The 15,495-nt window shown below is 70.4% G+C and carries 15 protein-coding genes; 8 read left to right on the top strand and 7 right to left on the bottom strand.

Annotated features, from left to right (window positions below; all coding sequences use genetic code 11):
- Positions 1-5: 5 nt before the first annotated feature.
- Both AB0H56_RS06315 and AB0H56_RS06310 read right to left on the bottom strand, forming a co-directional pair.
- Positions 6-1,340 carry an FAD-dependent oxidoreductase gene (locus AB0H56_RS06315; RefSeq protein ID WP_357158095.1) on the bottom strand — a complete coding sequence of 445 codons (1,335 nt, stop codon included), beginning with the start codon at positions 1,338-1,340 and terminating at the stop codon, positions 6-8.
- A 90-nt stretch (positions 1,341-1,430) separates the two neighbouring features.
- Positions 1,431-2,069: a TetR/AcrR family transcriptional regulator gene (locus AB0H56_RS06310; RefSeq protein WP_357158092.1), complete on the bottom strand. Its 639-nt coding sequence runs from the start codon at positions 2,067-2,069 to the stop codon at positions 1,431-1,433.
- A gap of 116 nt (positions 2,070-2,185) precedes the next feature.
- Between AB0H56_RS06310 and AB0H56_RS06305 the strand changes: the two genes are divergently transcribed.
- Both AB0H56_RS06305 and AB0H56_RS06300 read left to right on the top strand, forming a co-directional pair.
- Positions 2,186-3,541: an FAD-dependent oxidoreductase gene (locus AB0H56_RS06305; protein WP_357158089.1), complete on the top strand. Its 1,356-nt coding sequence runs from the start codon at positions 2,186-2,188 to the stop codon at positions 3,539-3,541.
- 24 nt (positions 3,542-3,565) lie between these two features.
- Positions 3,566-4,270 carry a flavodoxin family protein gene (locus AB0H56_RS06300; protein WP_357158086.1) on the top strand — a complete coding sequence of 235 codons (705 nt, stop codon included), beginning with the start codon at positions 3,566-3,568 and terminating at the stop codon, positions 4,268-4,270.
- A 3-nt stretch (positions 4,271-4,273) separates the two neighbouring features.
- On the opposite strand, the gene AB0H56_RS06295 is transcribed toward AB0H56_RS06300, so the two are convergent.
- Together AB0H56_RS06295 and AB0H56_RS06290 are read right to left on the bottom strand one after the other, a co-directional pair.
- On the bottom strand, positions 4,274-4,666 hold the full coding sequence (locus AB0H56_RS06295; RefSeq protein WP_357158083.1) for a nuclear transport factor 2 family protein: 393 nt from the start codon (positions 4,664-4,666) through the stop codon (positions 4,274-4,276).
- A gap of 53 nt (positions 4,667-4,719) precedes the next feature.
- Complete coding sequence (locus AB0H56_RS06290) at positions 4,720-5,661, bottom strand: SDR family oxidoreductase (protein WP_357158080.1); 942 nt, start codon at positions 5,659-5,661, stop codon at positions 4,720-4,722.
- A 147-nt stretch (positions 5,662-5,808) separates the two neighbouring features.
- Here AB0H56_RS06290 and AB0H56_RS06285 point away from each other — a divergent pair, with 147 nt between their 5' ends.
- Positions 5,809-6,648 carry a helix-turn-helix transcriptional regulator gene (locus tag AB0H56_RS06285; protein ID WP_357158077.1) on the top strand — a complete coding sequence of 280 codons (840 nt, stop codon included), beginning with the start codon at positions 5,809-5,811 and terminating at the stop codon, positions 6,646-6,648.
- Between the two features lie 4 nt (positions 6,649-6,652).
- Here AB0H56_RS06285 and AB0H56_RS06280 read toward each other — a convergent pair whose 3' ends face one another.
- Positions 6,653-7,849, bottom strand: coding sequence for a Glu/Leu/Phe/Val dehydrogenase dimerization domain-containing protein (locus tag AB0H56_RS06280; protein ID WP_357158074.1), 1,197 nt, complete (start codon positions 7,847-7,849; stop codon positions 6,653-6,655).
- A 159-nt stretch (positions 7,850-8,008) separates the two neighbouring features.
- Here AB0H56_RS06280 and AB0H56_RS06275 point away from each other — a divergent pair, with 159 nt between their 5' ends.
- Complete coding sequence (locus AB0H56_RS06275; protein WP_357158071.1) at positions 8,009-8,947, top strand: LysR substrate-binding domain-containing protein; 939 nt, start codon at positions 8,009-8,011, stop codon at positions 8,945-8,947.
- 9 nt (positions 8,948-8,956) lie between these two features.
- Here the strand turns inward: AB0H56_RS06275 and AB0H56_RS06270 are convergent, their stop codons facing one another.
- Positions 8,957-9,580 carry a hypothetical protein gene (locus AB0H56_RS06270; RefSeq protein WP_357158068.1) on the bottom strand — a complete coding sequence of 208 codons (624 nt, stop codon included), beginning with the start codon at positions 9,578-9,580 and terminating at the stop codon, positions 8,957-8,959.
- A gap of 461 nt (positions 9,581-10,041) precedes the next feature.
- On the opposite strand from AB0H56_RS06270, the gene AB0H56_RS06265 reads away from it, so the two are divergent.
- Positions 10,042-11,259 carry a glycoside hydrolase family 76 protein gene (locus tag AB0H56_RS06265; protein WP_357158065.1) on the top strand — a complete coding sequence of 406 codons (1,218 nt, stop codon included), beginning with the start codon at positions 10,042-10,044 and terminating at the stop codon, positions 11,257-11,259.
- A gap of 54 nt (positions 11,260-11,313) precedes the next feature.
- Here AB0H56_RS06265 and AB0H56_RS06260 read toward each other — a convergent pair whose 3' ends face one another.
- Positions 11,314-11,706 (bottom strand): hypothetical protein, encoded by a 393-nt coding sequence (locus AB0H56_RS06260; RefSeq protein ID WP_357158062.1) that lies wholly within the window; start codon positions 11,704-11,706, stop codon positions 11,314-11,316.
- Positions 11,707-12,150: 444 nt separating this feature from the next.
- Here AB0H56_RS06260 and AB0H56_RS06255 point away from each other — a divergent pair, with 444 nt between their 5' ends.
- From AB0H56_RS06255 to AB0H56_RS06245, 3 genes are all read left to right on the top strand, one after another.
- Entirely contained in the window at positions 12,151-12,699 is a 549-nt protein-coding gene (locus AB0H56_RS06255) for a TerD family protein (protein WP_357158059.1), read from the top strand.
- A gap of 125 nt (positions 12,700-12,824) precedes the next feature.
- Positions 12,825-14,294, top strand: coding sequence for a serine/threonine-protein kinase (locus tag AB0H56_RS06250; RefSeq protein ID WP_357158056.1), 1,470 nt, complete (start codon positions 12,825-12,827; stop codon positions 14,292-14,294).
- Positions 14,291-15,490 carry a hypothetical protein gene (locus tag AB0H56_RS06245; RefSeq protein WP_357158053.1) on the top strand — a complete coding sequence of 400 codons (1,200 nt, stop codon included), beginning with the start codon at positions 14,291-14,293 and terminating at the stop codon, positions 15,488-15,490. The genes AB0H56_RS06250 and AB0H56_RS06245 overlap by 4 nt, the downstream gene beginning before the upstream one ends.
- The last annotated feature ends 5 nt before the right edge of the window (positions 15,491-15,495 follow it).

Raw genomic sequence — 15,495 nt, 5'->3', positions numbered from 1 at the left:
AGCATTTACCGGTCAGTGGAATTCGGGGCCAGGAACGCGGCGACTTCGCGGGCCGCGCGTTCCCCCGACTCGATGGCGCCCTCGACGTAGCCCGCGTGGGCGGACGCGGTCTCGGCACCGGCCCAATGCACGCGCCCCAGCGGCTCGGCGGGCATCGGGAAGTAACCCGTCTCGTCGCCAAGGCAGGGCAGCGCGGTGTAGCCGCCGCCGACGTGCGGGTCCAGGTGCCAGGACTTCTCGTGCCAGCCGAGCGGCTCTCGCACACCCGGCCCGAGATGCTCGGCGAACGGCGCGAGGACGGCGGCTCGGCGCGCGTCGCCGTCGAGCTCGTCGAGCGTACGCGCCTCCACCCCGCCGACGAGGAAGCACAGGTGGCCGGGGCCTTCCGGCGGCGAGGTGTCGAACACCGCGGCGCCGGGCACGCTGAGCGAGAGCGCCTCGGCGTCGCCACGGTCGCGCCAGAACGGACGGTCGTAGACGGCGATCGCCTTGTACACCGATCCCATGCGAGTGTTGTCCTGCAACCGGATTCGCGCGGCGGGCAACGGCGGGCGATGGTCGATCGCGGCGGCCGTCGGCGGCGCGACGGTGACGATCACCCGCTCGGCCCGGTGCGCGCCCGACGCGGAACGGACCGTGACGCCGGTGTCGTCACGATGCAGGGCGGTGACGGGACTGTCGAACATCACCCGATCGCCGAGCTCGGCGGCGAGTCGCTCGGCGACGGTTCCCAACCCCTGGACCACCAGGTTCTCCTGCGCCCCACCCGCGCTGGACAGCATTCCCGCGAGGCCGCCCTGGTAACGGACCATCGCCAGGAGCGCGTGCATCGAGAACCGGTCCAGGTCGGCGGTGGTCGCCTCCGAGACGAGCACCTCGAGCAATCGGCGCGCCCGTCCGCCCGGCACGCGCCGCAGCAGGGAACCCACGCTGTGCGCGGTCAGCCTGCGCGGAGCGCCGAACCGGGCGAGGGCCTCCCACAGCAGTAGCACCGCGGTCGCCACCGGGACGGCCGGTTCCCGAAGTCCCACCGTCGCGGTGCCGTCGACGATCCGGGGCCGGGTCGGCGTCCGCATCGGGAACACGGTGAGACCGAGTTCGGCGGCCAGCGCCTCGGCACGGTGGTGCCCGCGGCCGATCCATTGCCCACCCAGGTCGACCCGCGAGCCGAGGACGGTGGTCTCGGCCAGCGTCCGTCCGCCGGGGCGCTCGGCGGATTCGAGGACGAGGACCTCGATGCCACGCAGGCGCAGTTCCCTGGCGGCGACCAGCCCGGCCACTCCGGCGCCCACCACGATCACGGGAACGGTGGGCGGATCGTTCACTGTCTGCTCGGTCATTTCGTCTCATTCCGATGGCGCCGAATAAAGTCATACGACTGTATTACTCACGATAGAGCGAAAGCGGCAGAGAAGGCAACAGCCCGCGGACTACCCGGTCGCCGCCGGCCGCCTCGATCCGCGCGCCACCCGCTGCGGATCGGCGAACAGCACCAGCATGTCCACGGCGTTGTCGAGGTCGCGCCGGGCGCGCGCGGCGTCCGGGTTCGCGACGTGCTGCAAGATCAGCCCGTCGATCTGAGCGAGCACGAGCCGTCCGAGCGTGTCGAATCCGACGGCGCACCGCTCGCCCGCGGCCTGGGCGGCCTGCTCACAGAATTCGGTGACCACCGCGCAGTAGCGGTCGTACTGCAGCCGGGCCAGCGGCGCGGCGGTCTCGCTGCGCAGGGAATACGCCAGCAATTCGTACTGCATGATCTGCAAGCCGATCCGATGTGTCACCAGCTTCTCCCAGAAGCTCGTCACCCCGTGCCGCAGCGCGTGCTCGACGCCGCGGTCCAGTTCCAGGCCCGCGCGCAGCGTCCAGGAGATCTCCTCGACGACCGTCGCGATGACGGCGCGCAGCAGCTGATCCTTGCTCGGGAAGACGTACTGCAGGGTGCCGAGCGGCACCCCCGCCTCGGCCGCGACCGCGCGCAGCGTGGCGGCGGGTACCCCGACGTCGCTGAGCACCTTGATCGCGGCCGCGATGATCTGCTCCTCGCGCTCGCTCGCTTTGACGTAAACCACGGGTCGCTCCTCGTCTGACTGATGCGCGAACGTCCGGACAACTCTTGCACAGACCGCTCCGGCGACCTAGATTACAGTCATACAACCGACTGACTTTTTCGGACGAAGGATCGAGCATGACCGATGTTGATGTAGTCGTGGTGGGCGCCGGCCTCGCGGGCCTCACCGCGGCCAGGCGGCTGCGGGCCGCGGGCCGCTCCGTGCGGGTGGTCGAGGCCAGGGACCGGGTCGCGGGCCGCACTCTGGGCGGCACGTTGACCAACGGCGTGCCGGTGGAGCTCGGCGGCCAATGGATCGGCACGACCCAGACCGAGGTCCTCGCCCTCGTCGCCGAACTCGGCCTGACGACCTTCCCCACCTACGACACCGGTGACGCGGTGACGTTGTACCGAGGCACCCGCACCCGCTACGGCGACGAGACCTTCGGCCTGTCCGAGACGGGGGCAGTGGAAGTGGGCCGCCTGCGGGCCGAACTCGCGGCGCTCGCCGAGACGGTGTCGCTGTCGACGCCGTGGACCTCGCAGGCCGCGGCCGACCTCGACCGCCGCACCCTCGACGAATGGCTGCGCGCCAACACCGCCGACGCGGAAGCGCTGGCCTTCTGGAACGCGGTGGTACCCGCGCTGTTCTCGGCCGAACCCGCGGAGCTGTCGCTGCTGCACTTCCTGTTCTACGTCAAGTCCGCGGGCACGCTCGACATCCTCGTCGGGGTCACCGGCGGCGCGCAGGAGCTGCGCGTGGTCGGCGGCACGCACCAGATCTCCGAGCGGCTCGCCGCGGAACTGGGCGACGATGTCGTCACTCTCGGCGCGCCGGTGTTCGGGATCGCCCAGGACGCCGACGAGGTCAGGGTGACCTGCGCGAGCGGCACGATCACGGCCGAGCGGGTGATCGTGGCCATCCCGCCCGCACTGGCCGGTCGACTGCGCTACGAGCCCGCCTTGCCCGCGGCCAGGGACGGACTCACCCAGCAGATGCCGATGGGCTCGGTGATCAAGATCCAGGTCGCCTACCCGGCGCCGTTCTGGCGGACGACGGGGCTCAGTGGCTTCGCGTTCAATCTCGACGGAGCGTTGAGCGTGACGCTGGACAACTCCCCGCCGGACGGCTCGTGCGGCGTGCTGGTCGGGTTCTTCGAGGGCGCGCACGCGCGGACCGCGGGCAGCTGGAGCGTCGACAAGCGCAAAGCCGCCGCCGTCGCGGAGCTGACGGAGTTGTTCGGCCCGGCCGCCGCCGAACCGAGCGACTACGTCGAGCGGAACTGGATGGCGGAGGAGTACACGCGCGGCTGTTACGGCGGCCGCCTCGGCGCCGGCGTCTGGACCCAGTACGGTGCGGCGCTGTCGGAACCGGTGGGGCGCATCCACTGGGCGGGCGCGGAGACCGCGACGGTCTGGAACGGCTACATGGACGGCGCCGTCCGCTCCGGCGACCGCGCCGCCACCGAGGTCCTCACCTGCCTGGATTCGTGACGAAGTCGGCGGACACTGGCTGTCATGACTCGATTCGACGATCTGCGCGCGCTGTTCATCAACTGCACACTCAAGCGCTCCCCCGAGCCGAGCAATACGCAGGGGCTCATCGAGGTGAGTGCCGGGATCATGGCCAGGAACGGGGTGCGGGTGTCGCACCTGCGGGCCGTCGACCACGACATCGCCACCGGGGTCTGGCCCGATATGACCGAGCACGGCTGGGCCACCGACGAGTGGCCGGCGCTGCAGGAGCGGGTGATGGCGGCCGATATTCTGGTGCTGGCCGGCCCGATCTGGTTGGGCGACAACAGTTCTGTCACCAAACGGGTGATCGAGCGCCTCTACGGCAACTCCTCGATCCTCAACGAACACGGGCAGTACGCCTACTACGGTCGCGTCGGCGGCTGCCTGATCACCGGCAACGAGGACGGCGTCAAACACTGCGCCATGAACATCCTTTACAGCCTGCAGCATCTGGGCTACACCATCCCGCCGCAGGCCGACGCCGGCTGGATCGGCGAGGCGGGGCCGGGTCCGTCCTACCTCGACCCCGGCTCGGGTGGTCCCGAGAACGACTTCACCAACCGCAACACCACTTTCATGACGTGGAACCTGATGCATCTGGCCCGCGCGCTGAAGGACAACGGCGGGATTCCCGCGCACGGCAACCAGCGATCGGAGTGGGACGCGGGCTGTCGCTTCGATTTCGAGAACCCCGAGTACCGCTAGGGCTCACCCGGGTTTCGCCGCGGTGATCTGGGTGAGCAGGCACAGCCAGCGGCCGGCGGCGTGGGTGAACACGTCGGTGGTCCATTCGTCGGCGTCGAACCGGGTGCCCAGGTAGTGGGCGGTGTTGGTGGCGCGGGTGGTCAGCAGGGCGAGGTCGCCGTGGTAGCGGACGCGGGCGTCGCCGACGCGCCGCATCGCCGAGTGGGTGAGTTCGCCCGAGCGCACGAGTCCGAGGAATCGTTCGGCCGTGGCGATCCCGTTCTCGGAGACCATGATCCACTCCTCGGCCATGAACGCGCCGATGCGGTCGGCGTCGTTGGCGACGATGGCCGCCATCCACTCGTCGAGCGTCGCCACGAGTTCACGATCGGTCAGCTGGTCAGGCGTAGTAGTCATGAAGCGACGCTACGACCGGAATCCGGCGCCGGTCTTGGACGATTGGAACGGCGTCAGGCGTTGATGCGGGTGTCGGTGAGCTCTTCGGAGATCCGCCACATGCGGCGGGCCGCCTCGGGATCGCGCAGGCGGCGGTAGAGCTGCTGTTCGGCGGGCGGGCCGCCGAGGTGGCCGGGGCCGCTGGGTCCGTAGCAGCGCTCGGATTCGGCGGCGGGCGAGGTGGCGGCGTAGAGCGCGGGCAGCGCCGCCGACTCGACGGTGCCGACGACGAGGCCGCGCGCGGACAACCAGCGGATGAGCTTCACCCCGGCGGTGTCCCGCGCGCGACCGACCTCGGGCCGGGCGGCGAGCAGGCTCGTCGGCGCGACGCCGGGGTGGGCGAGATTGCTGGTGATGCCCCAGCCCTCGGCGCGGCTGCGCCGGGCGAGCTCGAGCCCGAACAGGCCGAGGGCGATCTTGGATTGGCTGTAGGCGCGCATGCCGTCGTAGGACCGCTCCCAGTTCAGGTCGTCCCAGTTGATCCCGTTCCGGTTCGCCGCGACGCTGACCTGGGAGGTGACCCTGGCCCGTCCGGCGCGCAGCAGCGGCAGCAGGTGCCCGACGAGGGCGAAGTGGCCGAGATGGTTGGTACCGAACTGCAATTCGTAGCCGTCGGCGGTGACCTGCCGGTCCGGTGGGGTCATCACGCCTGCGTTGTTGATCAGCAGATGGATCGGGAGATCCTCGGCCAGCAGGCTCGCCCCGAGCGCCGCGACGGAGGCCAGCGACGACAGGTCGAGTTCCCGCAGCGACACCCGCGCGCCGGGTGTCGACCGCAGGATCTCCTCGCGGGCCGCAGCCCCCTTGCGCTGGTTGCGCACCGGCAGGACGAGGTCGGCGCCCGCGGCGGCCAGACGCGCCGCGATGCCGACGCCCATGCCGTCGCTGGCGCCGGTGACCACGGCGCGTGTGCCGCTGAGGTCGGGGACGGTGATGTCGAGTGGCCGACGTGGCATGTCACTTCTCCTTGTTCGCCTCGGCGTGCTTGGCTCACCATCGACGATCGTCGCTGCGGGAAGCGCGATCCAGGGACTACCTGTCCGTGGATACGTCCTGGTCCGGACGGTAGAACCGAACCAGAGCCGGGAAAGGGTGGAACGCCGATGATCGATCGGGCCGGACTGGCCGAGTTCCTCAAACGACGCCGGGAATCACTGCAGCCCGAGGACGTCGGGCTGCCGCGCGGGCAACGCCGCCGCACGACGGGGTTGCGCCGGGAGGAGGTCGCGGTGCTGTGTCACATGTCGACCGACTATTACGCGCGCATCGAGCAGGAACGCGGACCGCAACCCTCCGAACAGATGACCGCCGCCATCGCCCAGGGCCTGCACCTGTCGCTCGACGAACGCGACCATCTGTTCCGCCTCGCGGGCCACACCCCGCCCGCGCGCGGCGCCAGCGGCGAGCACATCAGCCCCGGCCTGCTGCGGATTCTGGACCGGCTGCACGACACCCCGGCCGAGATCGTCACCGAACTCGGCGAGACGCTGCGCCAGACACCGCTCGGCATCGCCCTCACCGGCGACACCACCCGATTCACCGGTCCCGCGCGCAGCATCGGCTACCGCTGGTTCACCGACCCCGCCGAACGCGACCGCTACGAGCCGGCCGACCACCCGTTCCTGTCGCGGATGTTCGTGTCCGGGCTCCGCGAGGTCACCACTCGCCGCGGCCCCGATTCCCGCGCCGCGCGCTACGCCGACCTGCTGCTCGCCGAGTCCGCGGAGTTCCGGGCCCTGTGGCACACCCACGAGGTGGGGGTCCGTCCGCACGAGGTCAAGCGGTTCCGGCATCCCGAGGTCGGCGCGCTGGACCTGAACTGCCAGTCCCTGCTCGATCCCGTCGAGGCGCATCTGCTGCTGGTCTACACGGCGACACCCGGCAGTGCGAGCGCCGAGAAGCTGCGGCTGCTCTCGGTCGTCGGGACGGACGTCTTCCGCTGATCGGTCAGGGGATGACGACAGGACCGCTCGGCGCGGCGGGGGTCTCGGTCCAGCGCCGGGCGGTGTCGCGCGGGGTCACGCGCTGCTCGGTCCAGGCGCTCAACAGCTGCGCGACCTTGGTGTGCATGATGACGCGCAGACGGTCGAACGAGGTCTGCGGCGTGTCGTCCACCTCGCCGAGCAGCAGCCACCAGGCCCAGGCGACGGCGCCCGCGTTGGCCACGAAATCCGGCAGCACCGCGATGCCGCGCGCGGCGAGCATGGCCTCGGCTTCCGGCGTGGTGGCGGCGTTCGCGGCCTCGACGACGATGCGGGCGCGCACGTCGTAGGAGTTGTCCGGGGTGAGCGCGTACGAAATGGCCGCGGGGACAAGGATGTCCACGTCTGCGGCGATGATCGCGGCGCGCGGCAGCTGCTCGATGCCCGCGGGCAGCCGGGAGCGGTCGATCTCGCCGTAGGCATCGCGCAGCGCGAGCAGCGTGGGGATGTCGAGGCCCTCGGCGCGGTGCAGGGTGCCCGCGGCGTCGGCGATGGTGGTGACCGTCATCCCGGCCTCGTGCAGGTAGTAGGCGGCCGACCCGCCCATCGTGCCGATCCCCTGGATCGCGACGGTGGTCGCGGCGGGCGCCCGCCCCCAGGAGACGGCCGCGGCGAGACAGGCGTGCGCCACGCCGTAGCCGCCGATGACGTCGCCGAGCAGGAATCCGCCCTCGACCGCGGCGTCGAGCCCGGCGCGCACCCTGCGCAGCGTCGCCGCGGGATCGGCCGAGCGGCGGATCGCGGCGTGATAGCTCTGGCCGAGGCCGAGCTTGTCGAACACCGCGTCGATGAGATGCTGCGGAACGCCGAGGTCTTCCGCGGTGACCCAGTGCGTGTCGAGCCACGGCCGCATCGCCTCGCAGTAGCGTTCGAGCACCTCGACCGCCCGCGGATCCTTGGGGTCGAAATCGATGCCGCCCTTGGCCCCGCCCACCGGCAGGTCGAAGGTAGCCGTCTTGTCGGCCATGCCGCGCGCCAGATCCTCGACCTCGCTCAGCCTGCAGCCCGCGCGCATCCTGGTGCCGCCGGTCGCCAGGCCCGAACGCAGGGTGTGCACCACGAGGTAGCCGACCGCCCCGGTGCTCGAATCCGTCCAGTGCAGGCGCAGATACGGCTCGGGGCGGGTGGCCGCGGGAATCGTCGGAGTGGTTTGCGCGGTCACCTGCGGGGTACCCCCAGGTGAGTTCTGCATCATCGTCACGGCGACAACCTCCTCTTCGGGCTCGTGTCACCAGCCTGCGGCCGCATCCGCGCGCGCGTCTATTTACGGTTCGTTCACGGCGGTGTTCAGCATTGCTGCACAACGCATACGCTCGATCCCATGGACCTGTCGCTGCCCCGCCTGCGCATGTTGCGCGAGCTGCACCGACGCGGGACGATCACGGCCGCGGCGTCGGCGCTGCACTACACCGCGTCGGCGGTGTCCCAGCAGCTCGCGCAGCTCGAACGCGATGTCGGCACCCGGCTGCTCGAACGGCGCGGCCGCCGCGTGCAACTCACCGACCGCGGGGTCCTGCTCGCCGAGCACGCCGAGGAGATCCTGGCCCTCGTCGAGCGCGCCACCCAGGCGCTCGAGGAGTCGGGCGAATCGGTGACGGCGTCGCTGACCGCGGGCGTGTGGGCGTCGGTGGCCTCCGGCTTGCTCCCCGACGCGCTCACCGCGCTGGCCCGCACCCACCCCGGAATCCTGGTGCGCACCAGGGAACTCGCGCCGGAGGCGACCGCGGCCGCGGTCCGCGACGGCGCCCTCGATCTGTCCTTCGCGCTCGACTACTCCAACTCCCCCATGACCTGGGATCACGGCCTGGAACGCGCGGTGATCGCGGTGGAGCGGATCCACGCGGCCGTTCCGGCCGGTGCGGTGCCGACAACGCGGGTGACGCTGGCCGAACTGGCCGAGTACCCGTGGATCCTGGCGCCTGCCCGCTCGCATTTCGGCAACTCGGCCCGCCTGGCGTTCCAGTCCGCCGGGATCGCGCCGCGGATCGATCACGAGGTGGAGGAGCAGGCCACCGCGATGGCGATGGCGGCGGCCGGGCTCGGCGTGACGCTGGTCTCCGATCTCGGGCTCGCCCTGCGCCCGCCGGGGGTGGACATCGTCGCCCTCGGCGACATCCTCACCCGCACGGTGTCGCTGGCCTATCGCACCAACACCGGGCGCAGGGCGGCGCTGCTGCTCGTCGTCGACGCGATCCGCGCCGCCGCCGCGGCGAAGGGACTCGGCGCCACCCCGCCGGCCCCGATCGAGCCGGCGGAATAGCGTTCGGTATCAGACCAGTTCGGGGACGCGCAGGTGCGCGAAGCCGAGCCGGAACTCGGCCACCTCGACGACGTCGGCGCCCACCTCGCGGACCACCGCCGCCCTGAGCTGGTCGGTCTGCTGACGGCTGCTCTCGAGTTCCTCGATGCTCGACCACACGGTCGAGCCCACCGCGCGGCCGGTCGACCGGTCGACGAACAGGCTCGCGCTCCGGAACCCCTCCATCTGTTCCAGCTTCGGCAGCAACGTGTGCTTGAACGTGTCGATCATGCGGTCGATGCCGCCCGGATCGACCTGCACCCAGGTGCACCGCGTGCAGGCGCGTGCCCCGGCCAGGTGGTCGCGGTGCATCACCGCGACGTCCCATTCATCGATCTGTTCGGTCTGCCCGTTGAGGGCATGGGCCAGGCCGTCGCGCACGGGTTGCACGGCCAGCCTGCTGGAACGCATCGCGTCCTCGGTTTCCCACGCGGTCGAGGCGATGCAGCGCCCCGTCGCCCTGTTCACCATCAGGGACATGCCCACCCACCCGTCGATCTCGGACAGCCGCGGCATCACCTCGTTGCGGAGGTACGCGATCCCACTGTCGATCGACGACGGCTCGGCCGTGATCGTGCTCGAACGTGCGTACACAGGCCACCTCCTGTTCGGGAAGGGCGGCGCCCCCGGTGGACGCCACCGGACATACCCACTGTCCTCCCTGCGCACCGTCGGCACAACGCCCGAAATTCGGTCCCGATTTCCGTGCCCATGGGTCTTGACAGCGGCCGGAACAGGAGCAGACTGGAGACATACCAGAACACCGGGAACGGGTCACACAGCCGAGGGAGACGTCCGTCGACCGCTGAGACGCTTTTCCAGGATCTGGCCAAGCCCCCGGCAAGCCAGTCGAGTGCCGGAGCTGTCAGCGACGACTGAAGCTCCCGGAATCGATGGAGACTACCGGGGACTGTTCTGTTCGGGGGTCTTCCGCCCCGGACCGCCCGCACCGCGCTCCGCGCCCCGCCGAACGTTTCCACGGTGAACCGGCGCTATTCAACCGCCGGCCATCCCCACCGGGAACCCTGTGGGCGCGGAGAGGAGTGCCAGGGGCGATGGATCGCGCGAGCGGTGGGGTCACGAACGGTGGGGTCAGCAGGCGGAGCGTGCTGTTCGCGGCCGGTGCGGCGATCGCGGTGGCCGGGCTGGCGCAGCCGATGCCCGCCGGTTCGATCAGACCGATCACCCGCACCGGACCGGCGGACGCCGCCGGACGCGCTGGGCTGGCGGAACGGGCGATCGTGGCGCGGCACGTGCGTTCGCTGTGGGGCGGCTCGCGGCGGCAGCTGGGCCTGCTCGTCTGGCCAGCGACGCTGATCGACCAGTCCTTCGGCCGCTGGTGCTACTGGTGGCAGGCGCATCTGCTCGACTGCGCGATCGACGCCGCACACCGCGAGCGCACGCCCGCGCGCCTGCATCGGGTCGTCGCACTGGCCAACGGGATCCGCATCCGCAACGTCACCGGCTGGACCAACCGGTACTACGACGACATGGCCTGGCTGGCCCTGGCGCTCGAACGCGCGCAGCGGTTGCTCGGCGTCCGGTTCGACGACGCGATCGCCGACCTGCGCGCGGCGCTGTACGACGGCTGGAACCCCGAGGTCGGCGCCGTTCCGTGGCGCATCGACGAGCCCTACTACAACACCCCCGCCATCGGCCCGACCGGCATCGCGCTGGCCCGCCTCGGCGAGCTACCGCGCGCCGTCGAGCTGGCCGACTTCCTGCACACCCGCCTGCGCGACGCCGAGACCGGCTTGATCCTCGACGGCGTGAACGAGCCGGGTGGACGGCTGCACCGCACCGTCCACACCTACTGCCAGGGCGTGACCATCGGCCTCGACACCGAACTGGCGGTGCGCACCGGCGATCCGGTGTATCGCGATCGCGCCCACGCCCTGATCGGCGCGGTCGCCGAGCGGCTCACCCACGACGGGGTGATCGCCGCGGCCACCGACAACGACTCCGGGCTGTTCATGGGAATCCTCGCCCGCTATCTCGCCGAAGCCGCACTCGCGCTGGGCGATCGGACGGCGGCCCGGATCGTCCACGCCTCCGCGCGGGCGGCCTGGGACAACCGGGCCGAGGTGACGGGGTTGCCGCTGTTCGGCGCGGACTGGACCCGTCCGGTGACCGCGCCGCACTCCCCCGGCTCGCTACAGCTCATGGCCTCCTCGGCCGCCGCCTCGGCGAATCTCAGCCGCGACCTGTCCGTGCAGCTCAGCGGCTGGCTGGTACTCGAGGCCGACCACCGGCTCGTCGCCGCCGGGCACTGAGACGAAAACCGCCGCCGGGGAACGACTCCCGGCGGCGGCAGGTCTGTTCGACGGTCAGGCGGCCGGCGCCGGGGCCGCACTGCCCGAACCGAGGCCGGTGAAGAACTCCGCGGAGGCGGTGCTCGGCGCCGGGGTGGTGGCGGTCGGCTTCACCGGGTAGCTCGCGCTACCGCTGAAGGCCTCGGCGGAGGCGGTGCTGGGGGCATCGGCGACCGGCGCCGGCGCCGGGGCCGCACTGCCCGAACCCAGACCGGTGAAGAACTCCGCGGACGCGGTGCTCGGCGCCGGAGTGGTGGCGGTCGGCTTCACCGGGTAGCTCGCGCTACCGCTGAAGGCCTCGGCGGAAGCGGTGCTCGGGGCATCGGCCGCGGCGGCGGTGCCCGCGGCACCCAGCATCAGACCCGTCGCGACGACGACGGCAGCACCGACCACACGGAACTTGCTCACAGAATTTCTCCTCATCAAGATGACGCATCGCGAGGCGATATTCACCGGTTCTCGCGGCCCGGAATATCGAATCCCCCGGCGAGGAATTATTAACACATCGCAACACGACCGACAAGTCGGGCGAATCCACAGCGATCACGGTTTACGGGAGATACCCGCACGCCGCACGCCTGCCGAAAAGTAAACCTCGAATCGGGCAACATCATAGCGAGGCCGCATGATCCACGGTTCACGACCCAAAAATTCGCGCCGAGCCGAATCGTTGACAATTCCTTCACATAGATGAACGAAAAATGACACGCGAGTGTCCGATAGGAATTGATTCAATCATCTCGGCAATAGCGAATCGGTCAGACAACCGGGCGCGGGACCGTGAATTGGCTCATATTCGCGGCACCCACCGCATTTGCCCGCGCCGCCGTCTTTACGGCATCTTCACAAGGCATGACCGGATCTGTCCCCCAGCACCGACCGCCGCTCGAGCACGTCACGATGGGCCTGGGGTGGGATCCCGCCAACCCCGAGGGACTCCTCGTCGGCGCAAAGAAGGACATCGATCTCAACGCCGCCGCCCTGCTGTTCACCGGACCCGACTTCGTCGATGTCGCCTACCACGAGCAACTGACCTCGCGCGACGGCACGGTTCGCCACCTCGGCGACAGTGTCACCGGCGACGGGGACGGTGACAACGAGGCGATCGTGGTCGACCTCACCAGGATCGACCCCGCGATCACCACCATCGTCTTCCTGGTGAGCTGTTACACCGGGCAGCGCTTCGGCCAGATCGAGAACGGCTTCTGCCGGGTCGTCGACAATGTCACCGGCATCGAGATGGTGCGCTTCGATCTCGCCGACGCCGCTTCGCACACCGGCCTCGTCATCGGCAAACTGCATGCCACGCAGGGGAGCTGGGAGTTCACGCCGATTCTCGCGCCGATCCATGCCGAGCACATCGCCGACGCTGTCCCCCTCACGGCCGCCTACCTCGGCTAGCGCCTCGAGTTATAGTCGGGCCGTCGGCCGGGTCTCCGGCTCGGTGGCGCTCCCGCGCGACCGCGCCCAGCGGCCGGCACGCGCCGGAAGGGTCCCGGCGCTGATCGGTTCGGGAAGCATGACGGTTGATTGTTTCTGAGGGCATGAATTTCGCCGGGTATCGCCTCGAGCGACGCCTCGGCATGGGCGGGATGGGCACGGTCTACCTGGCCCAGCATCCGCGACTCCCCCGCAAGGACGCGCTGAAGATCCTGTCCGACGCGCTCACCGGCGACCCGGTGTTCCGGGAACGCTTCCTGCGCGAGGCCACGATCGCGGCCCGGCTCAACCACCCGAATCTGGTCGCGGTGCGCGATCGCGGTCAGCACGACGGCCGGCTGTGGATCGCGATGCAGTACGTCGACGGTGTCGATCTCGCGCAGCTGATCCGGCGCGGTCCGGCCGCACTGCCGCTGGACCGGACGGTCCGGATCGTCACCGAGGTGGCGAAGGGTCTCGACACCCTGCACCGCAAGGGCGTGCTGCACCGGGACGTGAAACCCGCGAATATCCTTGTCGCCGAACAGGACGGCCGCCCCGACCGGGTCCTCGTCACCGACTTCGGAATCGCCAGGCCCGCCGACGCGCCGACCGCCTCGACCGGTCCGGGGATCAGCGCCACCCTCGCCTACGCCGCCCCCGAGCAGATCAACGGCACGGCGGTGGACCACCGCGCCGACGTCTACGCGCTGGGCTGCGTGCTCCACGAACTGCTCACCGGATCGGTGCCGTTCCCCCGCGACAACCCCGCGGCGGTGATGTACGCCCATCTGCACGAGCCCCCGCCGAAGCTCGACACGACCGGGCTCCCACCGGGTTTCGACACGGTGATCGCGACCGCGCTCGCCAAGAATCCCGACGAGCGCTATCAGTCCTGCGGCGCGCTGGCCGCGGCGGTGCGGGCCGCGGCGGAGGGGACGGTGCGGCTCACCGCCGTCACCCGCCCGCCGGTGCGGCGCAGGCGGCTGGCGTTGGGCGCCGCGGCCGCCGTCGTCTTGCTCGCTGCCACCGCGGCGATTCTCGGAGTGAGCCGCACGGGCGGCGAGCACTCGCCCGCCACGATTCCCCTCGGCCCGCAGACGAGTGTGGACGCAGTGTCGTGGGGTGCGTACACGTATGTGGTGCAAGCGTTTCCGGAGCTGCTGCCCGCCTGGCAGTTCGGGGCGGGGTATCAGGAGATGTGGGGCTGCAATCCGATCGACGAGCGAATGAAGAACGTTTCCGTCGACGTCTATGTGCCGGTCGGCCGGATCCTGTGCTTCGGCAACAGCGAGCCGGCCAGGACGATCGATGTGGTCTGCAATGCCGACCGCACGCCGATCGCGCCGCCGCCCACCTATGATCGCGCCGAGGGCGACGAACAGTGGAGCAGGCGGTCGAGTCACGGAACCCTGCACTGGGGAACGTATTTCGATCGCTACAAACCGACCCAGTTGACCGGCTATCTGCGTCTGTACTTCGACGATCCCGATCGCAGCTTCTGCTACATCGTCGTGACAGGGGCGCGCACCGGCGCCGAACTGCGCGCCGCCTGGTGGCCGGAGGCGCCGCTGTGAGACTCGCACGTATGTCCCTCGCCCTCGGCGTCGTCCTCACGGCCCTCACCGGCTGCGCGGTGACCGGCGATCCGATGCCAGTGCCCGACCCGGCGACGCTCGACGTGGGCCCGTACAGCCGGTATCCGCTCGCCGCGCCCGAACGCGGCACCGAGCACTACGGCCGGGTGGTCGAGTCGGTGCGGATCGGCGAGTTCGTCGCGAATCCCGCTCGGGTCGATCCCGCGCTGAACGTCCCCCGCACCCGATCGGGCTCTGACCCGCTGCCCACACCGGCGAAAGCCGTGACGCTGCTGGCGAATCCGGCCCGTGAGGTGCTGGAACGACACGGGATGCTCGCCGGATTCACCGTCGGCGCGAGCGACACTCGCCAGTTCGCGATCGGGACTGGCCGGATCGTGCAGATCACCCTGCTGCGTTTCCCCGACGCCGACGCCGCACGCCAGGCGGCGACCGAGCTCGACTCCGCCGACGCGGCGGTGAGCCCCGACAACGTCGCGGTCACGATTCCGGACCACCCGACGGCGCGGGCGCACTGGCGCCCGTCGGTGCCGACGCTGGCGGCGACGATGGCCGTCGACTCCTTCGTCGTCACCGTGCTCGCCGGGCACACCACCCCTGATCTCGGCGTGCTGACGACGATGGCGGGCAAGGCCTTCACCGAGCAGCGGCCTTTGCTGCGCGATGTCGAACTCACACCGCCCGCGGCGTTCGCCGACCTTCCGCTCGACCGCGACGGCATGCTGGGCCGCATGGTGCCGGAAGCACCGGGGCGCTGGCCGTATCCGGTGGTGATCACCTCCGAATTGGCGGAAACCGCGGGCTGGGACAGCCTGGTGCAGCCACACGGGATCGTCCTCGGTCCGCGTGCGGGCCACTTCCACAGCCCGGCCCCCGAGGTCCCCGAATTGACCGGCCTCAACCGGTTCGACCGGCTGCTGCGCTTCGCCGACGCTGCGACGGCGTCCACCTTCTTCTCGGGCCTGCAGCAGGACGATCCGAAGGACTCGGTGCCACCGCCTGCGGGCATGGTCGACATCAACTGCCGGGAGAAACCGAGCGGCACCACGCCGATGACCCGGTTCAGCTGCCGCCTCCGGTACGGCCGCTACGTCGCGGTGGTCTTCAGCCGCGACTACCAGGACGTGCACCATCGAGCGGCGGCGCAGTACGCGCTGCTGGTGAACAGCGAGTAGCGCCG

Origin of the sequence: Nocardia sp. NPDC050717 (assembly GCF_040654275.1) — a bacterium.
GTDB lineage: Bacteria > Actinomycetota > Actinomycetes > Mycobacteriales > Mycobacteriaceae > Nocardia.
The sequence above is the reverse complement of the archived record's forward strand: the minus strand, read 5'-3'. Positions and strand labels throughout refer to the sequence as shown.

Excerpts from the sequence above, each read along its gene's own strand:
- AB0H56_RS06315 (WP_357158095.1), bottom strand. The coding sequence starts at position 1,340 with ATGACCGAGCAGACAGTGAACGATCCGCCCACCGTTCCCGTGATCGTG.
- AB0H56_RS06305 (WP_357158089.1), top strand. The coding sequence starts at position 2,186 with ATGACCGATGTTGATGTAGTCGTGGTGGGCGCCGGCCTCGCGGGCCTC.
- AB0H56_RS06300 (WP_357158086.1), top strand. The coding sequence starts at position 3,566 with ATGACTCGATTCGACGATCTGCGCGCGCTGTTCATCAACTGCACACTC.
- AB0H56_RS06295 (WP_357158083.1), bottom strand. The coding sequence starts at position 4,666 with ATGACTACTACGCCTGACCAGCTGACCGATCGTGAACTCGTGGCGACG.
- AB0H56_RS06290 (WP_357158080.1), bottom strand. The coding sequence starts at position 5,661 with ATGCCACGTCGGCCACTCGACATCACCGTCCCCGACCTCAGCGGCACA.
- AB0H56_RS06285 (WP_357158077.1), top strand. The coding sequence starts at position 5,809 with ATGATCGATCGGGCCGGACTGGCCGAGTTCCTCAAACGACGCCGGGAA.
- AB0H56_RS06275 (WP_357158071.1), top strand. The coding sequence starts at position 8,009 with ATGGACCTGTCGCTGCCCCGCCTGCGCATGTTGCGCGAGCTGCACCGA.
- AB0H56_RS06265 (WP_357158065.1), top strand. The coding sequence starts at position 10,042 with ATGGATCGCGCGAGCGGTGGGGTCACGAACGGTGGGGTCAGCAGGCGG.
- AB0H56_RS06255 (WP_357158059.1), top strand. The coding sequence starts at position 12,151 with ATGACCGGATCTGTCCCCCAGCACCGACCGCCGCTCGAGCACGTCACG.